Annotated in this window: 11 protein-coding genes and 2 pseudogenes; 11 read left to right on the top strand and 2 right to left on the bottom strand. The window is 40.1% G+C overall.

Going from position 1 to position 18,747, the window contains the following annotated elements:
• Nucleotides 1–21: 21 nt before the first annotated feature.
• From PSR9079_RS00430 to PSR9079_RS00390, 9 genes are all read left to right on the top strand, one after another.
• The gene (locus tag PSR9079_RS00430; protein WP_149980018.1) at nucleotides 22–1,029 is read left to right on the top strand and encodes a LacI family DNA-binding transcriptional regulator; all 1,008 of its coding nucleotides are present in this window, start codon (nucleotides 22–24) and stop codon (nucleotides 1,027–1,029) included.
• Nucleotides 1,026–2,246: a glycosyltransferase gene (locus PSR9079_RS00425; RefSeq protein WP_149980017.1), complete on the top strand. Its 1,221-nt coding sequence runs from the start codon at nucleotides 1,026–1,028 to the stop codon at nucleotides 2,244–2,246. The genes PSR9079_RS00430 and PSR9079_RS00425 overlap by 4 nt, the downstream gene beginning before the upstream one ends.
• A 117-nt stretch (nucleotides 2,247–2,363) precedes the next feature.
• Entirely contained in the window at nucleotides 2,364–3,590 is a 1,227-nt protein-coding gene (locus PSR9079_RS00420) for a threonine/serine exporter family protein (protein ID WP_149980016.1), read from the top strand.
• Nucleotides 3,591–3,743: 153 nt separating this feature from the next.
• Nucleotides 3,744–5,792, top strand: coding sequence for an alpha/beta hydrolase family protein (locus PSR9079_RS00415; protein ID WP_149980015.1), 2,049 nt, complete (start codon nucleotides 3,744–3,746; stop codon nucleotides 5,790–5,792).
• A gap of 232 nt (nucleotides 5,793–6,024) precedes the next feature.
• Entirely contained in the window at nucleotides 6,025–6,450 is a 426-nt protein-coding gene (locus tag PSR9079_RS00410; protein ID WP_149980014.1) for a hemerythrin domain-containing protein, read from the top strand.
• A 307-nt stretch (nucleotides 6,451–6,757) separates the two neighbouring features.
• Entirely contained in the window at nucleotides 6,758–9,082 is a 2,325-nt protein-coding gene (locus tag PSR9079_RS00405) for a TonB-dependent receptor domain-containing protein (protein ID WP_149980013.1), read from the top strand.
• A gap of 250 nt (nucleotides 9,083–9,332) precedes the next feature.
• On the top strand, nucleotides 9,333–10,343 hold the full coding sequence (locus PSR9079_RS00400; RefSeq protein ID WP_149980012.1) for an alpha/beta fold hydrolase: 1,011 nt from the start codon (nucleotides 9,333–9,335) through the stop codon (nucleotides 10,341–10,343).
• Between the two features lie 473 nt (nucleotides 10,344–10,816).
• Nucleotides 10,817–12,958 carry a glycoside hydrolase family 16 protein gene (locus tag PSR9079_RS00395; protein ID WP_149980011.1) on the top strand — a complete coding sequence of 714 codons (2,142 nt, stop codon included), beginning with the start codon at nucleotides 10,817–10,819 and terminating at the stop codon, nucleotides 12,956–12,958.
• A 74-nt stretch (nucleotides 12,959–13,032) separates the two neighbouring features.
• Complete coding sequence (locus PSR9079_RS00390) at nucleotides 13,033–15,978, top strand: TonB-dependent receptor (RefSeq protein ID WP_149980010.1); 2,946 nt, start codon at nucleotides 13,033–13,035, stop codon at nucleotides 15,976–15,978.
• Nucleotides 15,979–16,029: 51 nt separating this feature from the next.
• Here the strand turns inward: PSR9079_RS00390 and PSR9079_RS00385 are convergent.
• Nucleotides 16,030–16,899: pseudogene (locus PSR9079_RS00385) on the bottom strand (S41 family peptidase); the annotation flags it as partial.
• Between the two features lie 315 nt (nucleotides 16,900–17,214).
• The gene (locus PSR9079_RS00375; RefSeq protein ID WP_149980009.1) at nucleotides 17,215–17,634 is read right to left on the bottom strand and encodes a VOC family protein; all 420 of its coding nucleotides are present in this window, start codon (nucleotides 17,632–17,634) and stop codon (nucleotides 17,215–17,217) included.
• A 196-nt stretch (nucleotides 17,635–17,830) separates the two neighbouring features.
• Between PSR9079_RS00375 and PSR9079_RS24220 the strand changes: the two are divergent.
• Nucleotides 17,831–18,021 (top strand): annotated as a pseudogene (locus PSR9079_RS24220) (hypothetical protein); the annotation flags it as partial.
• A 226-nt stretch (nucleotides 18,022–18,247) separates the two neighbouring features.
• Complete coding sequence (locus PSR9079_RS00365) at nucleotides 18,248–18,730, top strand: DUF3015 domain-containing protein (protein ID WP_149980008.1); 483 nt, start codon at nucleotides 18,248–18,250, stop codon at nucleotides 18,728–18,730.
• The last annotated feature ends 17 nt before the right edge of the window (nucleotides 18,731–18,747 follow it).

Here is an 18,747-nt window from a genome sequence, read left to right as displayed (position 1 = left end):
ATTGCTGACGCATACATTAAAATGAAAAAAAAAACCGATAAAATAACTATTTTTGACGTTGCCAGAGAAGCACAAGTTTCTAAGTCAACGGTGTCGTTAGTGCTTACACACAGTGACAAAGTCAGTGATAAAAGCAAAGAAAAAGTATTGCATGCCATTGATAAGCTTGGCTATGTATATAATAGAGATGCGGCAGCACTGAGAAGTCGCCGTTCTAATTTAGTGGCGTTAGTTATTAATGACTTAACTAACCCTTACTCTGCGCAAATAGCGGTAGGACTTGAAAACCATATTCATACCCTTGGCATGCTGCCGATGTTAGTGAACACCGCCGAAAGTGTGGAGCGCCAAACACAAGTTGTTAAAACACTCAAAGAATATAATGTTGCCGCATTTATCATGTGCCCTGCCCCAGGAACTACCCAGCAGTGGGTTGATGAACTTATCAATAGTGGTTTCCCGGTCATTCACATTATGCGCGAAGTGGCTTTTTGTGCCGCCCCGACAATATTACCGGACAATAAAAAAGGCACTCATCTAGCCACTAGCCATATTTTACAACAAGGTATTGAGGATATTGCTTTTGTAGGTGGAACTGATGATATTTCTGATCATCATGAACGTTTAAGTGGTTTTCACAGTGCCTTAAAGCAGTTTAATATCCATCAACACAAACCAACGATCACCGCCGCCACGAACCGTCAAGGCGGGCGCGATGCCTTTGCTACGTTGTATGCGCAATACCCTGCGACTAAAGCGATTATTTGTTTTAATGATGTTATTGCATACGGTGTCATAGAAGCCATTCGCCAACATGATTTGATACCCGGTAAGGATATAAAAGTAGTCGGTTTTGATGATTTAGCTGATTCATGTTTAATGTCTCCCTCGTTAAGCAGTGTCACCATCAATGCGGACGATATTGGTAAGCATACTTGCCAAGTACTGCAAGAATTACTTAATCAAGGCACTCCTGCGGTGCGTACCTTAGTCGATGTTCATCTGCAAGTAAGAGATTCAAGTCAATGAAAAAAGTCTTAGTAATTGGCTATGTATGGCCAGAACCAAATTCATCAGCGGCCGGCACTCATATGATGTCGCTATTAAAAGCGTTTAAAAATGAAAATTGGGCGGTTGAATTTGCCAGTCCCGCTCAGAAAACCGAGCATATGGTTAATCTGGATGACTACGGGATCAGCAGCGCAACTATTGCCCTTAATTGTGCAAGTTTTGATGAATATGTTATCAACTACGCCCCTGATATCGTCATGTTTGACCGTTTTATGATGGAAGAACAATTTGGCTGGCGAGTAGATAAACATTGCCCTAACGCAGTAAAAATCCTTGATACTGAAGATTTACAATGCTTACGCAATGCCCGCCATGAAGCGCATAAAGGCAACCGAGCATTTAACCATAGTGATTTACACTCTGACATCGCCAAACGAGAAATAGCCGCTATTTTACGCTGTGATTTAAGTTTAATTATCTCAAGTTTTGAAATGCAATTACTTGCTGATGTATTTAAAGTCGACAGTAACTTATTGCATCATCTGCCTTTTATGGTCGATTTAAGCTCACTCCCTGAGCAAACTAAATCGTTTGAGCAACGCCAACACTTTATGACCATAGGTAATTTTCGCCACGCCCCAAACTGGGATGCAGTGTTGTACTTACAGCAAATTTGGCCGCTGATCCGTAAACAATTACCGCAGGCTGAGTTACATATTTATGGCTCTTACCCACCGCCAAAAGCCACGGCACTCAATAACCCTAAAACTGGCTTTTTAATTAAAGGCTGGGCCGCTGATGCTTATCAAGTAATGGAAAGTGCGCGTGTGTGCATCTCACCACTGCGTTTTGGTGCTGGCATTAAAGGAAAGCTGTTAGAGGCGATGATCATGCAAACACCCAGTGTTACAACGACAATTGGTAGTGAGGGCATGCACCATGATTTACCTTGGAGTGGTGTGGTTGAAAATGAGCCGCAGCAATTTGCCGATGCCGCTGTGGCTCTGTATCAAAATAAAAGTTTATTTACGCAGGCACAAACAGCCGGTAATACGATATTAAAAACGCACTACGACAAACAGCTTTTATCTAATAATTTAATCATTAAAATTCAATTGATTAAAGAGAAATTACAAGCTCACCGCGAAGCAAATTTTACAGGCCAAATGCTCAAACACCACACAATGCGTAGCACTCAATATATGGCGCAGTGGATTGAGGCTAAAAACAAATAAAAAAAACTAGACAGGCGGTGATTAGTGTTTAAAATTCCCGCCAAACTAGCTAGGCAAATTTAGATGTATTGTCTATATTTTTTAACTGAATAATTTAAATTTTGGCTCAATACAAATTTGAAAACCGCAACGTTCACAGAAAAGCGCAAATTTATCGTTAAACTGGGTAAGATGCTTCATAAGTATGGCACCCCAGCTTATCGACTCGAAGCTCACTTAATGGAAGTGGCTACTTACCTTGATCTTAAATCTTCATTTGTCATGTCACCCACTTCCGTTACTTTTGTAATTTGGACCGATGGCCATGAAGATGAATATACTCACGTTGCCCGTGTTGATCCTGGCGATCACGATTTAGGTTCGTTAGCCGATACCGATGATCTGGTTAATAAAATGCTCAATGGCGAACTCACGCTACAAGAAGTTGACGTTCAACTCGACGCCATTTTTATTATGCCAAATCCGTATAATCGCTTTACCACAGGGGTTGCCTTTGCCACCTCAGGCGGCGCATTTGCAATGCTGATGGGCACCAGCTGGAATGACGTATTTTGGTCAGCGCTACTTACCTCTGTCGTTTACTTATTTGTACTGTGGTCAGCGCGTTCAAAACGCGTGGGCCATATGTTAGAGCCATTAGTGGCGATAGTCTCGGCTATTTTGGCCTGCGCTGTAAGCGTGCATTTAGACGTCGGGATTAATATTCGTTTAGTGGTATTGTCTGCGATTATTGTGTTTATACCCGGGCTTGCATTAGCACTGGGCCTAGCAGAACTTGCAGCGCGGCATTTAGTTTCTGGTACAGCGCGTGTGATGGATGCTTTTATGCTGTTGTTTAAACTGTATTTTGGTGCATTCATCGGCATTGCGATTGGTTTTGCACTATTTGGCCAAGCCGATTTCGTACAACCTGACCCTTTGCCTAAATGGACGGCTTGGTTGGCAATCTTTTTACTCTGTAGCAGCTTAATCGTTATTTTTAGAACCAAACTAAAACATGCTACATGGTCTATCGCCTCTGGCTTTATCGCTTATGGCAGCAGTATTGGCTCTGCGATGTATTTAGATTACACCTTAGGAACATTTGTAGGTGCATTTGCGGTGGGTGTATTTAGTAACCTATTTAACCGCGTAGCAAACGCTCCTGCCTCAATTGTTGCCATGCAAGGCTTGATTGTATTAGTTCCAGGTAGCAAAACTTACATAGGTCTAAACTCATTAATTGAAGGGCAAGACTTTGTGTATGCGGAGCACATCGGCCAACAAACCTTCCTAATATTTATGTCATTGGTGGCTGGATTAATCTTTGCCAACGTTGCACTCCCACCGAAAAAGAGTTTATAAAGCAATTAAGTGCGGTAGTCACTATCGCGCTTAAACCTTATCACTTTAATCTCTTCATTAAACGCCTACTTGTGCGTATTAATCGCATATTTTAGCATTTAAGGTACACCTTGTTATAATCCTTCGATAATTAAAACATGCGAAGGAAAATTCATGATAAAAACTAGCCTAGCACTGGCTCTTGGACTCTCAAGCTCACTGGCATTTGCAGCCACATCGCTTACTGTAGAAGATATCCCTAAAATTCAGTCAGTTATTCAAACCAGCATTAGTCCAAATGGTGACAATGTTGCATTTACCCGCTCAGTGCCACGTGAATTATACGTCGACGAGAATGGTGCCAATTATAGCGAACTCTATGTCGTCGATGATGAAGGTGTCGAGCGTCCTTTCATTACCGGCTCTGTAAGTATCAAGAGTATTCAATGGTCAAACGATAGCAAAACGATCTACTTTTTAGCAAAACTTAAAGACGACAAGTTTACCGCGTTATATCAAATTCCAGTGGATGGTGGTCAAGCGCAAAAAGTACTATCGCTTAAAGACACATCAATTTCTAGCTATCAGTTAAGCCCGAATAACAAACAACTCGCTATTTTAGCTATGCCAGCGGCTGATAAATCTGAAAAAGAGCTGAAAAAATTAGGCTTTATGGCTGAGGTGTACGAGCTAGGCTTAAAAGATAAACAACTATTTATTGTCGATTTAGCCAAAACAGATAAACCTCTTACACCAACAGCGCTTAACGTTGCAAACTATGTAAGTGATGTAAACTGGGCCGCAAAAGGCGATAAGTTATTAGTAAAAACCCAGCCTACAGCGCTAATTGACGACAAATACACTAAATCACAATGGCACTTATTTGATATTGCGACTAATCAAGTGACGATGTCGTTTGCTACTGAAGGTAAATTAGACGGTGCTGAACTGTCTCATGATGGTCGTTACATCGCAATTCTAGGTGCCGAAGATAAGCATGATCCAGCCGCTGGTCGTTTATTTTTAGCTGACACAAAAACAGGTGAAGTAAGTGATTGGTTACCTAATTTCATGGGTCATATCGTTGATTTTGAATGGTCACATAAACGCAACACGCTTAATTTTATTGCCAATGTAGGTACACAAAGTTTTGTCGCAAGCATTAAAACCGGCTCTAATAAATACAAAAAAATTATTAATGAAGGCCAATTTATTGCATCAAATCTGAGTATTTCTGATTCAGATAAAACCTTAGCGCTACGTGCAAACACTGCAAAGCACCCAAATGAAGTATTCATTATTCGTGGTTCTAAAGCACAACGTTTAACGGATTCAAACAACTGGTTGAATGACAAACGTTTTGCTAAGCAAGAAACTATTTCACTTAAGGCTCGCGACGGTGTTGAGATTGATGGCGTATTAGTCTACCCATTAGATTATGAAAAAGGCACGCGCTATCCATTGATCATGTCAGTGCACGGTGGCCCTGAAAGCCATGACAAAGACGGTTGGGTAACAAACTACTCGCGTCCAGGTCAAATGGGAGCAGCACGTGGTTATGCAGTATTTTACCCAAATTACCGTGGCTCTACAGGTAAAGGCGTTGATTATTCAAAGCTTGGTCAAAACGACTATGCAGGTAAAGAGTTTGACGATTTAATTGACTTTAAACAGCATCTTGTTGAAATGGGCTTAGTTGATACTAAACGTGTTGGTATTACGGGTGGCTCTTATGGTGGTTATGCATCAGCATGGGCCGCAACAAAATTGACTGAACACTTTGCTGCGAGCGTGATGTTTGTAGGTGTTACCAACCAACTATCTAAATTTGGAACTACTGATATTTCTAACGAAATGAATCTTGTGCATGCACGTTCATACCCATGGGATAAATGGCAGTGGTATTTAGAGCGCAGCCCTATTTACTGGGCAGGCCAGTCTAAAACACCATTACTGATCATGCATGGTAAAGATGATCCTCGCGTACACCCTGCACAATCAATGGAACTGTACCGTTATATGAAAGTACAAGGCAAAGATGTACGCCTTGTATACTATCCTGGCGAAGGTCATGGTAACCGTAAAGTAGCCGCGCAATATGATTACAGTTTACGTTTAATGCGTTGGATGGATAACTATTTAATTGACGGCAAAAAAGACATGCCAGCATTCGAGATTGACCATGCAGGCAAGTTAAAAGCGGTAAAAGACGCCAATAAATAATCCTATTATTTTGTGTTAAATACGCTTTTAGGCCAACATTCGTGTTGGCCTTTTTGCTTTTAAATAACAATGAATATGGATGTAATATAAAGACCTAACTCGGTAATTTTTACAAGAAAACACCTTAACAAGCTCAAATATAAAAAATTAAATCAATATATTACAACAACTTAAAAGTTGGCTTCTGTCTTGCAATATTCATTGTAATTAATGAGTAAAGCAAGGAAAACCCATGAATATTTTTGAAGCACTTCGTAATGATCACGACAAACAACGTTCGCTTGTCGATGCGCTGATAAAAACCCAGGGGGAGTCACCGAATAGACAGTCTCTTATGGATAATTTAAAACATGAGTTAGTAGAACATGCTAAATTTGAAGAGCGTTATTTCTATAATCCTTTGATGTTTGATGATTTAACCCATGAAAAAGCCCGTCATAGTATTGCAGAGCATCATGAACTTGATGAATTGATTGAGCAACTTGAAGAAACTGATATGAGCTCACCAGTGTGGCTTGTGACCGCTAAAAAATTACATCATCTTGTACATCATCATCTGGCTGAAGAAGAGCATGAAGTATTTCAACTAGCCGGTAAAGCGCTAACCGAAAGTCAAAAAGAAAGTCTAGCCGAAAAGTATAATGATGCGATGAGTTAACTGCTATATGTGCCCGCTTTAATTTATAAAGCTCTCTAAATAGCAACAACTCTATACCATTTGCATTTATTAGGCACCTCTAACACGGTCAATACTTGGCTAAGCAAACACTCTTAAATTAACTAAGCCCGGCATCAAACGCTGGGTTTTTTAATGCTCATGCTCCATCCCCACCTTTATTTAATATGAAAATCATTCATTGAATGTAAATATTTCGCAATTGAACATACAACTGATAATTGTTATCATACCTACCTTGGTTGCTTATTAGATTAATAATCTTTATTCTTGTCATGAAGGAAGTACAATGAAATCCCGCCCGCTTTATCTGGCCTCACTGATCAGTGCATTATTAACATCAACAACACTTATTGCTGATGATGACACAGCTGAAAATATGGAAGTGATGGTTGTCACCGCTTCTGGTTATGAGCAAAAATTAATAGATGCACCTGCAAGTGTCTCGGTTGTCTCTCGCGAAGATCTACAAAATAAGCCATTTACTAGCCTTGCTGATGCGCTTCGTGATATCGAAGGTATCGATGTTGGTGCCGGACAAGATAAAAACGGTAATATTAGTATTACCATGCGTGGTTTACCCGCAAGCTATACTCTAGTGCTTATTGATGGCCGCCGTCAAAGTGACGTAGGTAATATAGGCCCAAACAACTTTGGTAACAGCCAATTTATGTATATGCCGCCACTTGAGGCTATCGACCGAATTGAAGTCGTTCGTGGCCCAATGTCCACTTTATATGGCGCTGATGCAATCGGTGGTGTAATCAATATTATCACTCGTAAAAATCTTGATAGCACCCATGGTAGCGTCACGGTAAGCAGTAATATCCAACAAGACGATCAATACGGTAACGATAATAAAGTCGATATATATTTGACCGGCCCAAGCGGCGTTGAGGGATTAACTTACGGGATCCGTGGTAGTTTTTATGACCGTCAAGAAAGTGAGCCAACTTACAGCGAAAGTTTACCACTTCCAGATGGCAGCATGTGGGTTGATGATGGTAGCTTTGGCGATAAAAAAATCGTTGCAGCACGTAACTGGAATGCCGGCGCAACAATAAACTACCTGATCAATAATCAGAATGAAATTACCTTTGAGTACGACATAGCCAAACAGCGTTACGATAACACCGAAGGTCAAACGGGTACGTTAGATAGCCCAGTCAGTTTATGGCGTGTTAGCAAAGGCATTGTACAGCCACGCGTTGGTTATACTCCATATCAACGTGTTGAACGTGAGCAATTTGTATTTGCACATGTTGGTCGATACGATGTTGGTACGCTTACCAGCAGCATTACCCAAAGCAGCAGTGAAAACTTTGGTCGCTCATTACCTCTTAATGTACAAGAGCGTTTAGGTGTGCAGGCCATTTGGGACCAAGCAGTACAGGATCAAGGCATCGACAAGCCAGAACTAACGGATGCAATTTACGCTCAACTTGATGAGACTTTTTTACCACGCCCAATGCGTACACTAAAACTTGATAACTTAATTATTGATACTAAGTTTGAATCAAATATAGATAACCACTATTTTGTAGTAGGCGCACAATATTTTGATGCCGAAATGGAAGATGGTGTATTTGGTATGTACGGGGATGGCTTCCGTGAAGGTACGACTCAAGATCATCGTCAAACAGCTGTATTTGCTGAAGATAACTGGGAAATTACCACAAATCTAACTGCAACTTTCGGCGCTCGTTATGATCATCATAATATCTTTGGCTCACAAGTTAGTCCTCGCGCTTATTTAGCCTACTCTCCTGCTGATGAATGGACTTTCAAAGGTGGTATCAGCACAGGTTATAAAACCCCAGAGCCAAACCAATTGTTCTCTGGTATTACAGGTTTTGGTGGCCAAGGTACTAAACCTTTTGTTGGCACGCCAGACTTACAACCAGAAACCAGTGTAAACTACGAAATGGCTGCTTACTTTAATGGCAGTGATAGTTTTAGTGGTAACGTAACGGTGTTTTACAATGATTTTAAAGACAAAATCATTAACCAAGATAACTTACCAAACTGTGAAGTGGCCATAGCTGATGAACCTTGTGTTGAAATTGGCGCAGGTTGGGCAGGCATCGGTAGCACCACCTTTACGCAAGCTGCTAACGTAGATAAATCAGCTACTCGTGGTGTTGAAATTGCTGCTAATTGGCAGATTATTGAACAGTTGTCACTACGTGGTAACTTTACTTACACCGATAGTGAAGTAAAAAGTGGCCGTGATGAAGGACTACCTTTAGTTAATACACCTAAAAATATGTATAACTTAACGCTTGCATGGCAACCATTGGATGATTTGAGTATTTCACTTATTTCTGAAATCCGCAGCGATCGTTACCGTGGTACGGCAAATGTGTCTGGTCCACAGGGCCCTGAAACACAAAAGCTCTACTACAAAGCCTATGATTTATATCATTTAGCAGCAAGTTATAAAATTAATGATAGCCTAGCATTAAATGCCCGTATTAATAATCTGTTAGATGACGACTTATCAAGCCGTACTTGCTTATTAGCAACCTCAGAGGAAGAGTACGAATGTACATCTGATTACAATACCACCCAAAAAGCACGCAGCTTGTGGGTATCAATGAGTTACAGTTTCTAGAATAAAAAGCTATAAAAATAAAGCCCAGCAATAATGCTGGGCTTTTTATTATTACGATTTAATCGTGCCTTTTATACTTCATCACCCAACACAGATTCGTGGCCTACGCAGATTAAAGCGTATACTCAATAAGGGTTACCGATGAATAAGCAAAGGAAGCCTTAACTTATAGTATTAAATTTTAGAGTTTATTCGCTTAGTATGTAAAGATATGTTCTGAAAGATTTAATTTAAATCATTGAGGGATCTTATGTATAGAATATGGCTATTAAGTTTATGTTTTGTCTTCGGTGTTGCAAATGCACAAACGCCGCAACCACTGAGTTATGACGTATTATTAAGCAACTATAATTACGATTTTGACGTTAACTATTTTAACCTTGACTCACAAGGGCTGTCGTTAAAAATGGCGTATATTTACTTACCTGCAAAGGCTGGTAAGCCCGTTGTGACTTTAATGCACGGTAAAAACTTTAACGCTCATTACTGGACTGAAACTGCACTATTGCTACAAAAACTCGGTTATGGCGTGCTGATACCTGACCAAATTGGTTTTGGAAAATCATCTAAACCACGAGATTATCAGTTCTCTTTTGCAGCCTTAGCTAGTCACACCCATGCTTTAATGAGCCAACTTAATATAAATAAATCAATTGTATTGGGTCATTCTATGGGCGGTATGCTGGCAAGTCGCTTTGCGCTTATGTATCCACAAACAACCCAACAATTAATTTTACTCAACCCTATTGGCCTTGAAAATTACCTGCAATATGTTGATTACAAAGACACTAACTTTTTTTATAAAAATGAGTTAGCTAAAACACCTGCCGGGGTAAAAGCATACCAGCAAAAAAATTACTATGACGGAAAATGGAATAACCAATTTGCTGCTCTGACGAATTTTATCACCGGACAAATTCAAGGCCCAGATAAAGAGCTAGTAGCGTGGGTTAACGCAAAAACATACGACATGATTTTTACTCAACCCGTTATCACCGAGTTTAAAAACTTCACCATGCCTGTTTCACTAATTATAGGTACAAGAGACAGAACAGGACCTGGCCGTAACTGGAAGAAACAAGGAGTAGATTATGAACTTGGCCGCTACGATCAATTAGGTAAATCAGCCGCGGCATTAATTCCTCACAGCCAACTATTTGAACTGACTGATTTAGGTCATTTACCCCATATTGAAGATTTTAAGCGCTTTAAAGCTGTATTGTTAAAAGTCTTAGAAGCAGGCTCAAAGCCACTAGAGTAATATTTAGGCAGTTCAGCTGTTAAAGTTATTAACAGCTGATTTGATTACTCAACGCTGACCTTTGAAAACCAATTAATAAACATAAATGCCTACTATTAGATACCTTTTAGCGATAACAGAAAAATATTGTTAATTAGCATGTGGATTCACTTTTAATATTTTGATGGCACTAAAAAATAACAACTCACTGATATAATTAGACTAAAACCCTATCTCCATTAATATATTACTATTCTGAAGTTATTTAAAAATTAAATAACTTTTCAGTTTAAAACTAAAAAAGCAGGTAATGTAAACTTAAAGTTAAAAAAACAAGCAGTCTGTTGTTGACCAAATTACAACCTTAGCTTACTCTATGTAAGCGCTTACAACACGCACATTGATAAATGTAAGCGCTTACAACTTCGTTCGTAGACACAATAACAACCACAACGAAGTACTTTTAAATTTTTGTCGATACTGGGGTTCAACTAATGAACATGACAACAACCAAAGTAAGCCGCCTTGTAGCGGCAATATCCATGACCATGCTATTTGGCTGTGGTGGAAGTGCTGAGACAAAATCTGACTTCACAAAAGTCGATCCACAAAAGCCGGTTTCTGATTGGCAAATGGTTTGGAGTGACGAATTTGATGGCGCAAGTATTGATTCTAACAAATGGAATTTTGAATTAAGTTGTGCCGGTGGTGGTAACAACGAAAAACAATGTTACACCGATAACGAGCAAAATGCGTTTATCAAAGATGGCATATTAAATTTAGTTGCTTTACCGGCCGATGAAGGTGCCGAAAAGCCTTATACATCGGCACGTTTGAACACCCGCTACAACGCTGATTTTACTTATGGTCGTTTTGAAATGCGTGCAAAGTTGCCTTCAGGGCAAGGTAGCTGGCCTGCTTTTTGGATGATGCCAACTAATGAAGTATATGGTACATGGCCGCGCTCTGGCGAAATTGATATTTTAGAAGCGGTAAATTTAAAAACAGTTGCTGAAGATGGCACCGTTGAAGCTAATATTCATGGCACACTTCACTATGGTCGTGAATGGCCTAACAACTCGAACTCTGGTAAAGCGTACACATTTGCAGAGGGGATGAACCCTGCTGACGATTTTCATACTTACGCTATTGAATGGCAAGAGGGCGAAATTCGTTGGTACGTAGATGACTACTTATATGCCACACAACGTCGTTCTGAAGTTCGTTATAACTCAAAAGACGAAGCTGTTGGCCTAAAACATAAAGGCTGGTTTGCTGAATACTTTGAACAAGGTAATGGCGAGCTTACAACACATTGGGATAATGCCCCCTTTGATAAAGACTTTTACCTTATTTTAAATAACGCCGTTGGTGGTGATTGGCCGGAAAACGTAAATAACTTAGGCGTTGACGCTGCAGCATTTGCAGAGGGTCAAAGCTTTGAGATTGATTACGTACGCGTTTATCAATGTGCAGCTAATACTGACACAGGTAAAGGCTGTGAGACAGTACGCCCAGGTTACGACAACTTAGAAGATGCACTTGTTGAAGGTAAAGCGCCTGTACCTGCTCCACCAAGTGATGGTGTTGCAAAAAACCTTGATATTTTTAATGGTAGCTTAGACGCAAACTGGATCGCTTGGGATTGTTGTGGCGGAACCACACCAGAAACCATTACCGACGCTGACAAAGGCGACGTAGTTAAATTTAATATCAACGATAATAACGGTACAGTATTAGGTTTTTCAACCCGTGGCGGTCACTTCCCTGATGGCTTTGCAGGGTCATCGTCTCCATTTGATACTTCTTTACTGCTTGATTTAAATGGTCGTGTATCATTTGATATGAAAGTAGTGACTCCTCCAACATCTTCAACTACTTGGTTATTAAAGGCTGAAGCCGGTGATGGCGGCCCTAATACGGGCGACGTCCCACTTAGCGAAAGTAATGAAGGTGTAACACCTGTTACTGGCCAATGGCAGACCTATACGTTTCCACTTTCTTTACTACAAGAAAGAGGCCTCGATATAAGTGCTATTGATGTATTAATGGTATTTCCTACATGGCAAACAGGTGGCGGTGCCGAGTACTTAATTACCAATGTAACTATTGAAGGTGACTTACCAAAAGTCGATCTTTTCAGTGATGAACAAAACCTAGATTGGCCAATGTGGGATTGTTGTGGTGGTTCAAAACCGGTTGAAGTAATGGATGATGAAGAACACGGTTTAACGGCTGAGTTTACTATTGGCGCAACAGCAACAGTAATGGGCTTTAATAGCCGCACAGCTGCAGGCGGAAGCGGTGAAGCATTCGATGCTACTTCGATATTAGAAAACGGTGTAATAGCGTTTGAGTTAAAGGTGATCTCAAAACCAAATAATCTTGATTCAGTTTGGAATTTCAAAGTTGAGTCTGATAACGGTAGCTCTGCTGTCGAAATTCCATTAACTGACAGCGTCGAAAGTGTAGAACCTACTATTGGTGAATGGCAAACATATACCTTTACCCTTGCTGATTTAGCGGGTGCAGGTTTAGATGTTAGTGCATTAGATGTGGTGATGATTTATCCAACTTGGGACACAGGTGAAGGCGCTGTTTATCGTGTAGATAACGCATTCATTGGCATTCCATAACTAAGAATCACTTTATGGTAGGTGCGTATAAGCACCTACTTACCGTAAAAAATTTAGTAAAAAGCAGAGCAATTATGAACACAAATAAGTTTAAAAAAAGCCAAATAGCGGCTTCTGTGTCACTTATCATCGCTGCAAGCACATTTAACTTCGCTAACGCTGCGCAAGAAAGTACTGCCGAACCTGAAATCGAAGTAATACAAATTAAAGGTATACGTGGTTCACTGATCCGCTCTATGGACATGAAACGCGATGCATCTGGGGTAGTCGATGCAATTTCTGCCGAAGAAATGGGGAAATTCCCAGATACCAACTTAGCTGAATCACTACAACGCATTACGGGTGTATCGGTGAGTCGTGCAAACGGCGAAGGTAGCCAAATTACAGTCCGTGGCTTTGGCCCTTCATTTAATTTGGTAACACTTAACGGTCGCCAAATGCCTGGAACGGGTAACTCTCGTTCGTATAATCTTGAAAACATCGCCTCAGAAGGTGTAAGTGCCTTAGAAGTATTTAAAACTGCCCGTGCTGATGTGCCTAGCGGTGGTTTAGGTGCGACAGTTAATATTTCAACATCGCGCCCTCTGCAAAGACCTGGGCAGCACTTTTCAGCAACAGCAAAAGCAATTCATGACTCATCAAATGAAGTTGGTAGCGATGTAACACCTGAAATATCAGCTATTTACAGCAATACCTTTAATGATGAAATGTTTGGTATTGGCTTTTCATTCTCGCATCAACAGCGCGACTTTCAAAAACAAAGTGCTAATATTCAAGGTTGGCAAGCTAATGTAGATTTACCGACTCTTTCAGAAGATAAATTTATTGATGCTCGCCCAGTTGATGCAGACGGTAATCGCGTAGGTAATCATTTTTTTGCAAAAGACATGAACTACGCTATTGAAGATTTACAACGTGAGCGTACCAATGGGCAAGTAACACTGCAATTTGCACCCACTGATAATTTTGTGGCCACCCTTGATTACACAGCAAGTGAGGCTACAACAGGGTCAAAAACTCTCGGCTGGGGTATTTGGAACGACTTTGGCAGTAATATTAACGGTTACGAGCTAGATGAAAATGGCACCGCTATTTATGCAGATATAAGTGGTAACGATGCGTCATTTACCTCGAGTAAAAACACCACTGAAGTAAAAGCTCGTTCTATCGGTTTAAATTTAGATTGGCAAATTAATGATACATGGCAAATTGAGCTTGACTACCATGATTCTAAAAACGAAACCGACAATGGCGCAGACAATGGTCTAGGTAGTGATGGGCAAGTTATTTTAGGTTCTGATCAGCTTGTTAATAAAATTTATGATTACCGCACTGGCGAAGTTCCGCATACGCAAGTTAATTGGAAAAACGGCACGAATGTATTAAGCCCAGGTGAGATTGATTCAAACTTTAGTCAGTTTATTCATTCACCGGGGGAATCAAATATTGAACAACTTCAACTACATGCAAGTTGGATAAATGAAAGTTTTGACATTGGTTTAATTGAAGTTAAGTTTGGTGGTTCGCGCACAGAGCAAAACACCGGTGGTTATGAGGCATGGAGTGGCTTAGTTGGTGGCCCTGGTTTTAACCCTTCTTACACTGAAATTTTCCCAGATGGTATGTTTACACTTCATGATACCTCCGGATTATTAGATCAATTTGCCGGTGGCGGTAGCAATTTACAACCAAACTATTACTACAGCTATGATTTTGACGAAGCCGTAGCAAGACAAATGGCATACTTAACCGCTGATGTAACAGGCGGCGATGCTTATGCACCTAATGCCTATCTTGATGGCATTGACAGTCAAAGCTCGGTTGAGGAAATTACCAACAGTATTTATGTTCAATCACGTTGGGAGTTTGACGTTAGTAATTACTACGTTAAAGTAAACGCAGGTCTTCGCTACGAAGAAACCGATGTAACCAGCTCTGTTCGTCAGCGTGTTGAACAACAAGTTAATTGGATCAGCGCTTCAGAGTGGATCACTCAATATTCAGCAGGTGGCGATGATAACTTCTTAGTGCAAGAAGGCAGTTATGATATTTTACTGCCATCAATTGACTTAAGTGTTGACCTAACTGATGACGTGGTTGCTCGCGCATCGTGGGGCAAAACAATGTCGCGTGCACCTTTGGGCGATTTAGCTGGCGGTCGTTCACTAACAGGCAGTCCAAAACCGGGATCACGCGTAGGTAGTCAAGGTAACACGGGGCTATTACCGTTTGAATCAACAAATCTTGATTTATCTTTAGAGTATTACTACGCAGAAGGCAGTTATGCATCTGTAGGTTACTTTAAAAAGGACGTTGATAACTTTATTCAAACCACCATTACCCCAACCACCATTGAAGGCTTATATGATATTTTAAATGGCCCGCGCTATTTACAAGCTGTGAGTGATATTGAGGCACGTGGTGAGCAAGCAACAACCGATGCCATTTTTGCACAAATGCTTGCTAATGGTGATGGTAATGTCAATGGTCAAATTGAACCAAATAGTAACGATCCGCTTATTACTTGGAACATTAGCCAACCACAAAATACCGATAGCAAATCAGTCGATGGTTTTGAAGTGGCAGTACAGCACTTAATTGGCGAAACAGGCTTTGGTGTCGGTGTTAATGCTACATTTGTCGACGGAGATGTTGAATTTGATACAGACAGCTTAGACCAACAAGCTCCGTTAACGGGCTTAAGTGATTCAGCTAACTTCCAAGCGTTTTACGAAAAAGATGGCTTATCAGTAAAACTGACTTACGCATGGCGCGATTCATACCTTATTGGTGTAGGCCAAGCACAAGGTTCTGCTGATGCACCACCACAATATGCTAAAACATATGGCCAGTGGGATATGAGCGTAAATTATGACGTTAACGAGAATGTGACGGTATTCTTTGAAGGTATAAACCTCAATAATGAAACCGAGCAAGGCTATGGCCGTTACGAAGAGCAGTTCTTATTTGCTCGCCAGTATGGTCCACGCTACGCAATTGGTGCACGCTATACCTTTTAATAAACCTAAGTAATTAAACAGTCCAGCCGCTCAATGAGCGGCTTTTTATTTTTATAAGTGGTTAATTTTTTCTAGTAGTAAATCGGTTGTCCAATCAATATCGTTATAGGCAATATCGGGCTTATAGTAATCGCCCTTTCCTCTTGCTCTATCAACATACACTTTATTAGGGATAATCACTTTACCTAAACCTGAAGGTAACTCGGCTAATCGAACATCCATATACAATGAATCAGCACTGCTTGGCGCGCCAAATAACTGAGTGTTTGAAAACTGTTTAAATACATCAATGGCGCCAAGACAGGCACTTGCACACTGTGGTGGCACAATAACAAAAACCTGTGTTTTAAAGTCACTCACTAGCGATGTATTTTCGCTTTGATTTGCTTTGCTTTGCTTTGCTTCTATATAAAATGGCTTATTGTTTTCAAGTGACTTTGCCATACCTGCAGCTATTTCTTTAATCTCTTTATGGACTTCAGGTTGATCTTTCACCACTTCAATTAACGATTTAACATAGTTAGTATTATCTTTTGACGCTCTCCACCAAACCCGGCTATTTTGTGAGTAGTTAGCCATTTTTTGTTCAACAACTTGCTCACCCCACAACGCTTTTGCAAGCTTTAAGCTCCAATACGACGAGCCACCTTGGTTATGACGAAGATATAAAACCACCGTTTTTGCACTGAGTAACTTAGTACGTTGACTCGCCACTTACTTATACAGGTTATTGTAATCCTTAGTTTGCTTATCGTTATTTGCAAAACTGGGCATAGCAATCCACGCTATGTTTTGCGCAGGCCAAGTTAAGTCGGTTGCAAGCTCATCCCCATTATAGGCATGTGTTAAATGCTTACTTACGCTCTGTGGCTGAACAGACCAATCAAGGGTTTTACTGTAAGTTTGCCCATTAGCTTTTATTACTCTGCTATTGAGCTGCGCAGCTTTCGCTGAAGATAACTGTTCTTTAACATCTATAGCAAACAATGTATCAACCCCGTTATTGCAAGGCGTTGCATAAGACTAGAAAAAGGGGTTAACAAATTTGAATTAGTATGTACCCTAAGCCAAAGTGGTGTATTCACTTTTACTCGTCCTGCACTTAAGAGTTTTCCGTGGCAACAAGATGGCGTATCAAAGACCCCCTTAAAAACGAATCATGCAGTGCAAAATTATTAGCTAATGCTAGGTGAGTTTGATAAGTATGAGCTAGCAAACATGGCTAACTCAGCTATATTAATCCTTTTTAAATAACACCTGTGGATTAACCATTGTTTTCATTTCTAATACATTACCGTTTGGATCTTCAATAAAAAACGTCTCTTGTTCAAATTCATTGCCAACAAAACGACGGTATGGCTTATCTAAATATTCAAGACCTGCGTCTGCAATACGCTTTTTTAATGCTTGAAATTGATCTTCTGATAAGTGAATGCCAAAGTGAGGGACTGCCACCGCGCCCATATCAACATCATGACGTACCGTTGGTAAGCGCTCAACACTTTGATGAAGCGTTAACTCGTTACCCCAAAAATCAATGTCTACCCATCGCCCTGCTTCACTATTGCCCGTTTTACAGCCAAGTACGTCACAATAAAATGTTTTCGCTTTTTCGAGATCACCGGCAGGAATTGCTAGGTGCAAACAGTTGGACATAAATTACCTTTATTAATAACTTTTAACATATGAAATATGCTGCATTATACATAAACTGCAATTTATATAACATTAACAGCATTACTTTTAGTAATTAATTGCATACCACCAAAGCTAAAACTAATACTTTATGATGTGTGTGCTATGCCTAAATCCATCTCCTTGAAGTTCATCGCTTTTGTAAACGCGTACAACATTGGCATTATCTATTGTTGTGTCTGCGGCTTTAACTGGCCTCATTGGTTCATTCCATATCCTGCAGATTATAAAAAACATTCTTATGCATCTATTTATACACGTAGTTTTGCCAGTATGTGTTTCACCGTTTTAATTAGCAACTACTGGAAAATTGCTATTATTTCTGCAACTGGCGCTGCGCTCACAACCGCTAAATAAAAGCATTCTAATAAAGAGTAATCCGTTCGCTCTTTGTCGTTTAATAACTAATATAAATATAAATATAAATATAAATATAAAACTATTAATGACCCTAAACCGCCTACGCTATAATAATTTCATATCTAGCCTTGTTATTTTTTACGTATATCTGTTAATATCCTCCGCGAACTTTATTTGCCCTAAATAAAGAATAATCATATACGGATTTATGAACATGAAAAAACTAATCGCAGTAGCAGCTCTATCTTTACTTCCTTTCTCAAATGCAATGGCTGACCAAGATATTGGTTGTGGTCTAGGTTCAATGTTATTTGCTGGTCAGCAAGGTAAAGGCGTGAAAATTTTAGGTGCTACAACTAACGGTACATCAGGTAACCAAACTTTTGGTATCACTTTTGGTACTCTAGGTTGTGATGGTACTGGTACAGTAACCTCTTCAGAAAAAATTGCTTTATTCATCGACGGTAACATGGAGCAACTTGCTCGTGATATGTCAAAAGGTGAAGGCGAAACTTTAGCTACTCTAGCTGAAGCTTGGGGCGTTGCAGATCAAGATAAAGCAGCGTTTAATGCGCTAGCTCAAGCACAGTATTCTTCAGTATTCACTTCTGAAAATGTGACTTCACAAACAGTTTTAGAAAACCTAAACACTGTAATTGCAAGTGATGCAAAACTTGCTTCTTATACTCTTTCTTAATCAGCTAAATTAGCCGG

Source organism: Pseudoalteromonas rhizosphaerae (genome assembly GCF_902498845.1).
Classification (GTDB): Bacteria; Pseudomonadota; Gammaproteobacteria; order Enterobacterales; family Alteromonadaceae; genus Pseudoalteromonas; species Pseudoalteromonas rhizosphaerae.
Note: the sequence above shows the minus strand (reverse complement) of the source record. Positions and strands in the feature narration are given on the sequence as shown.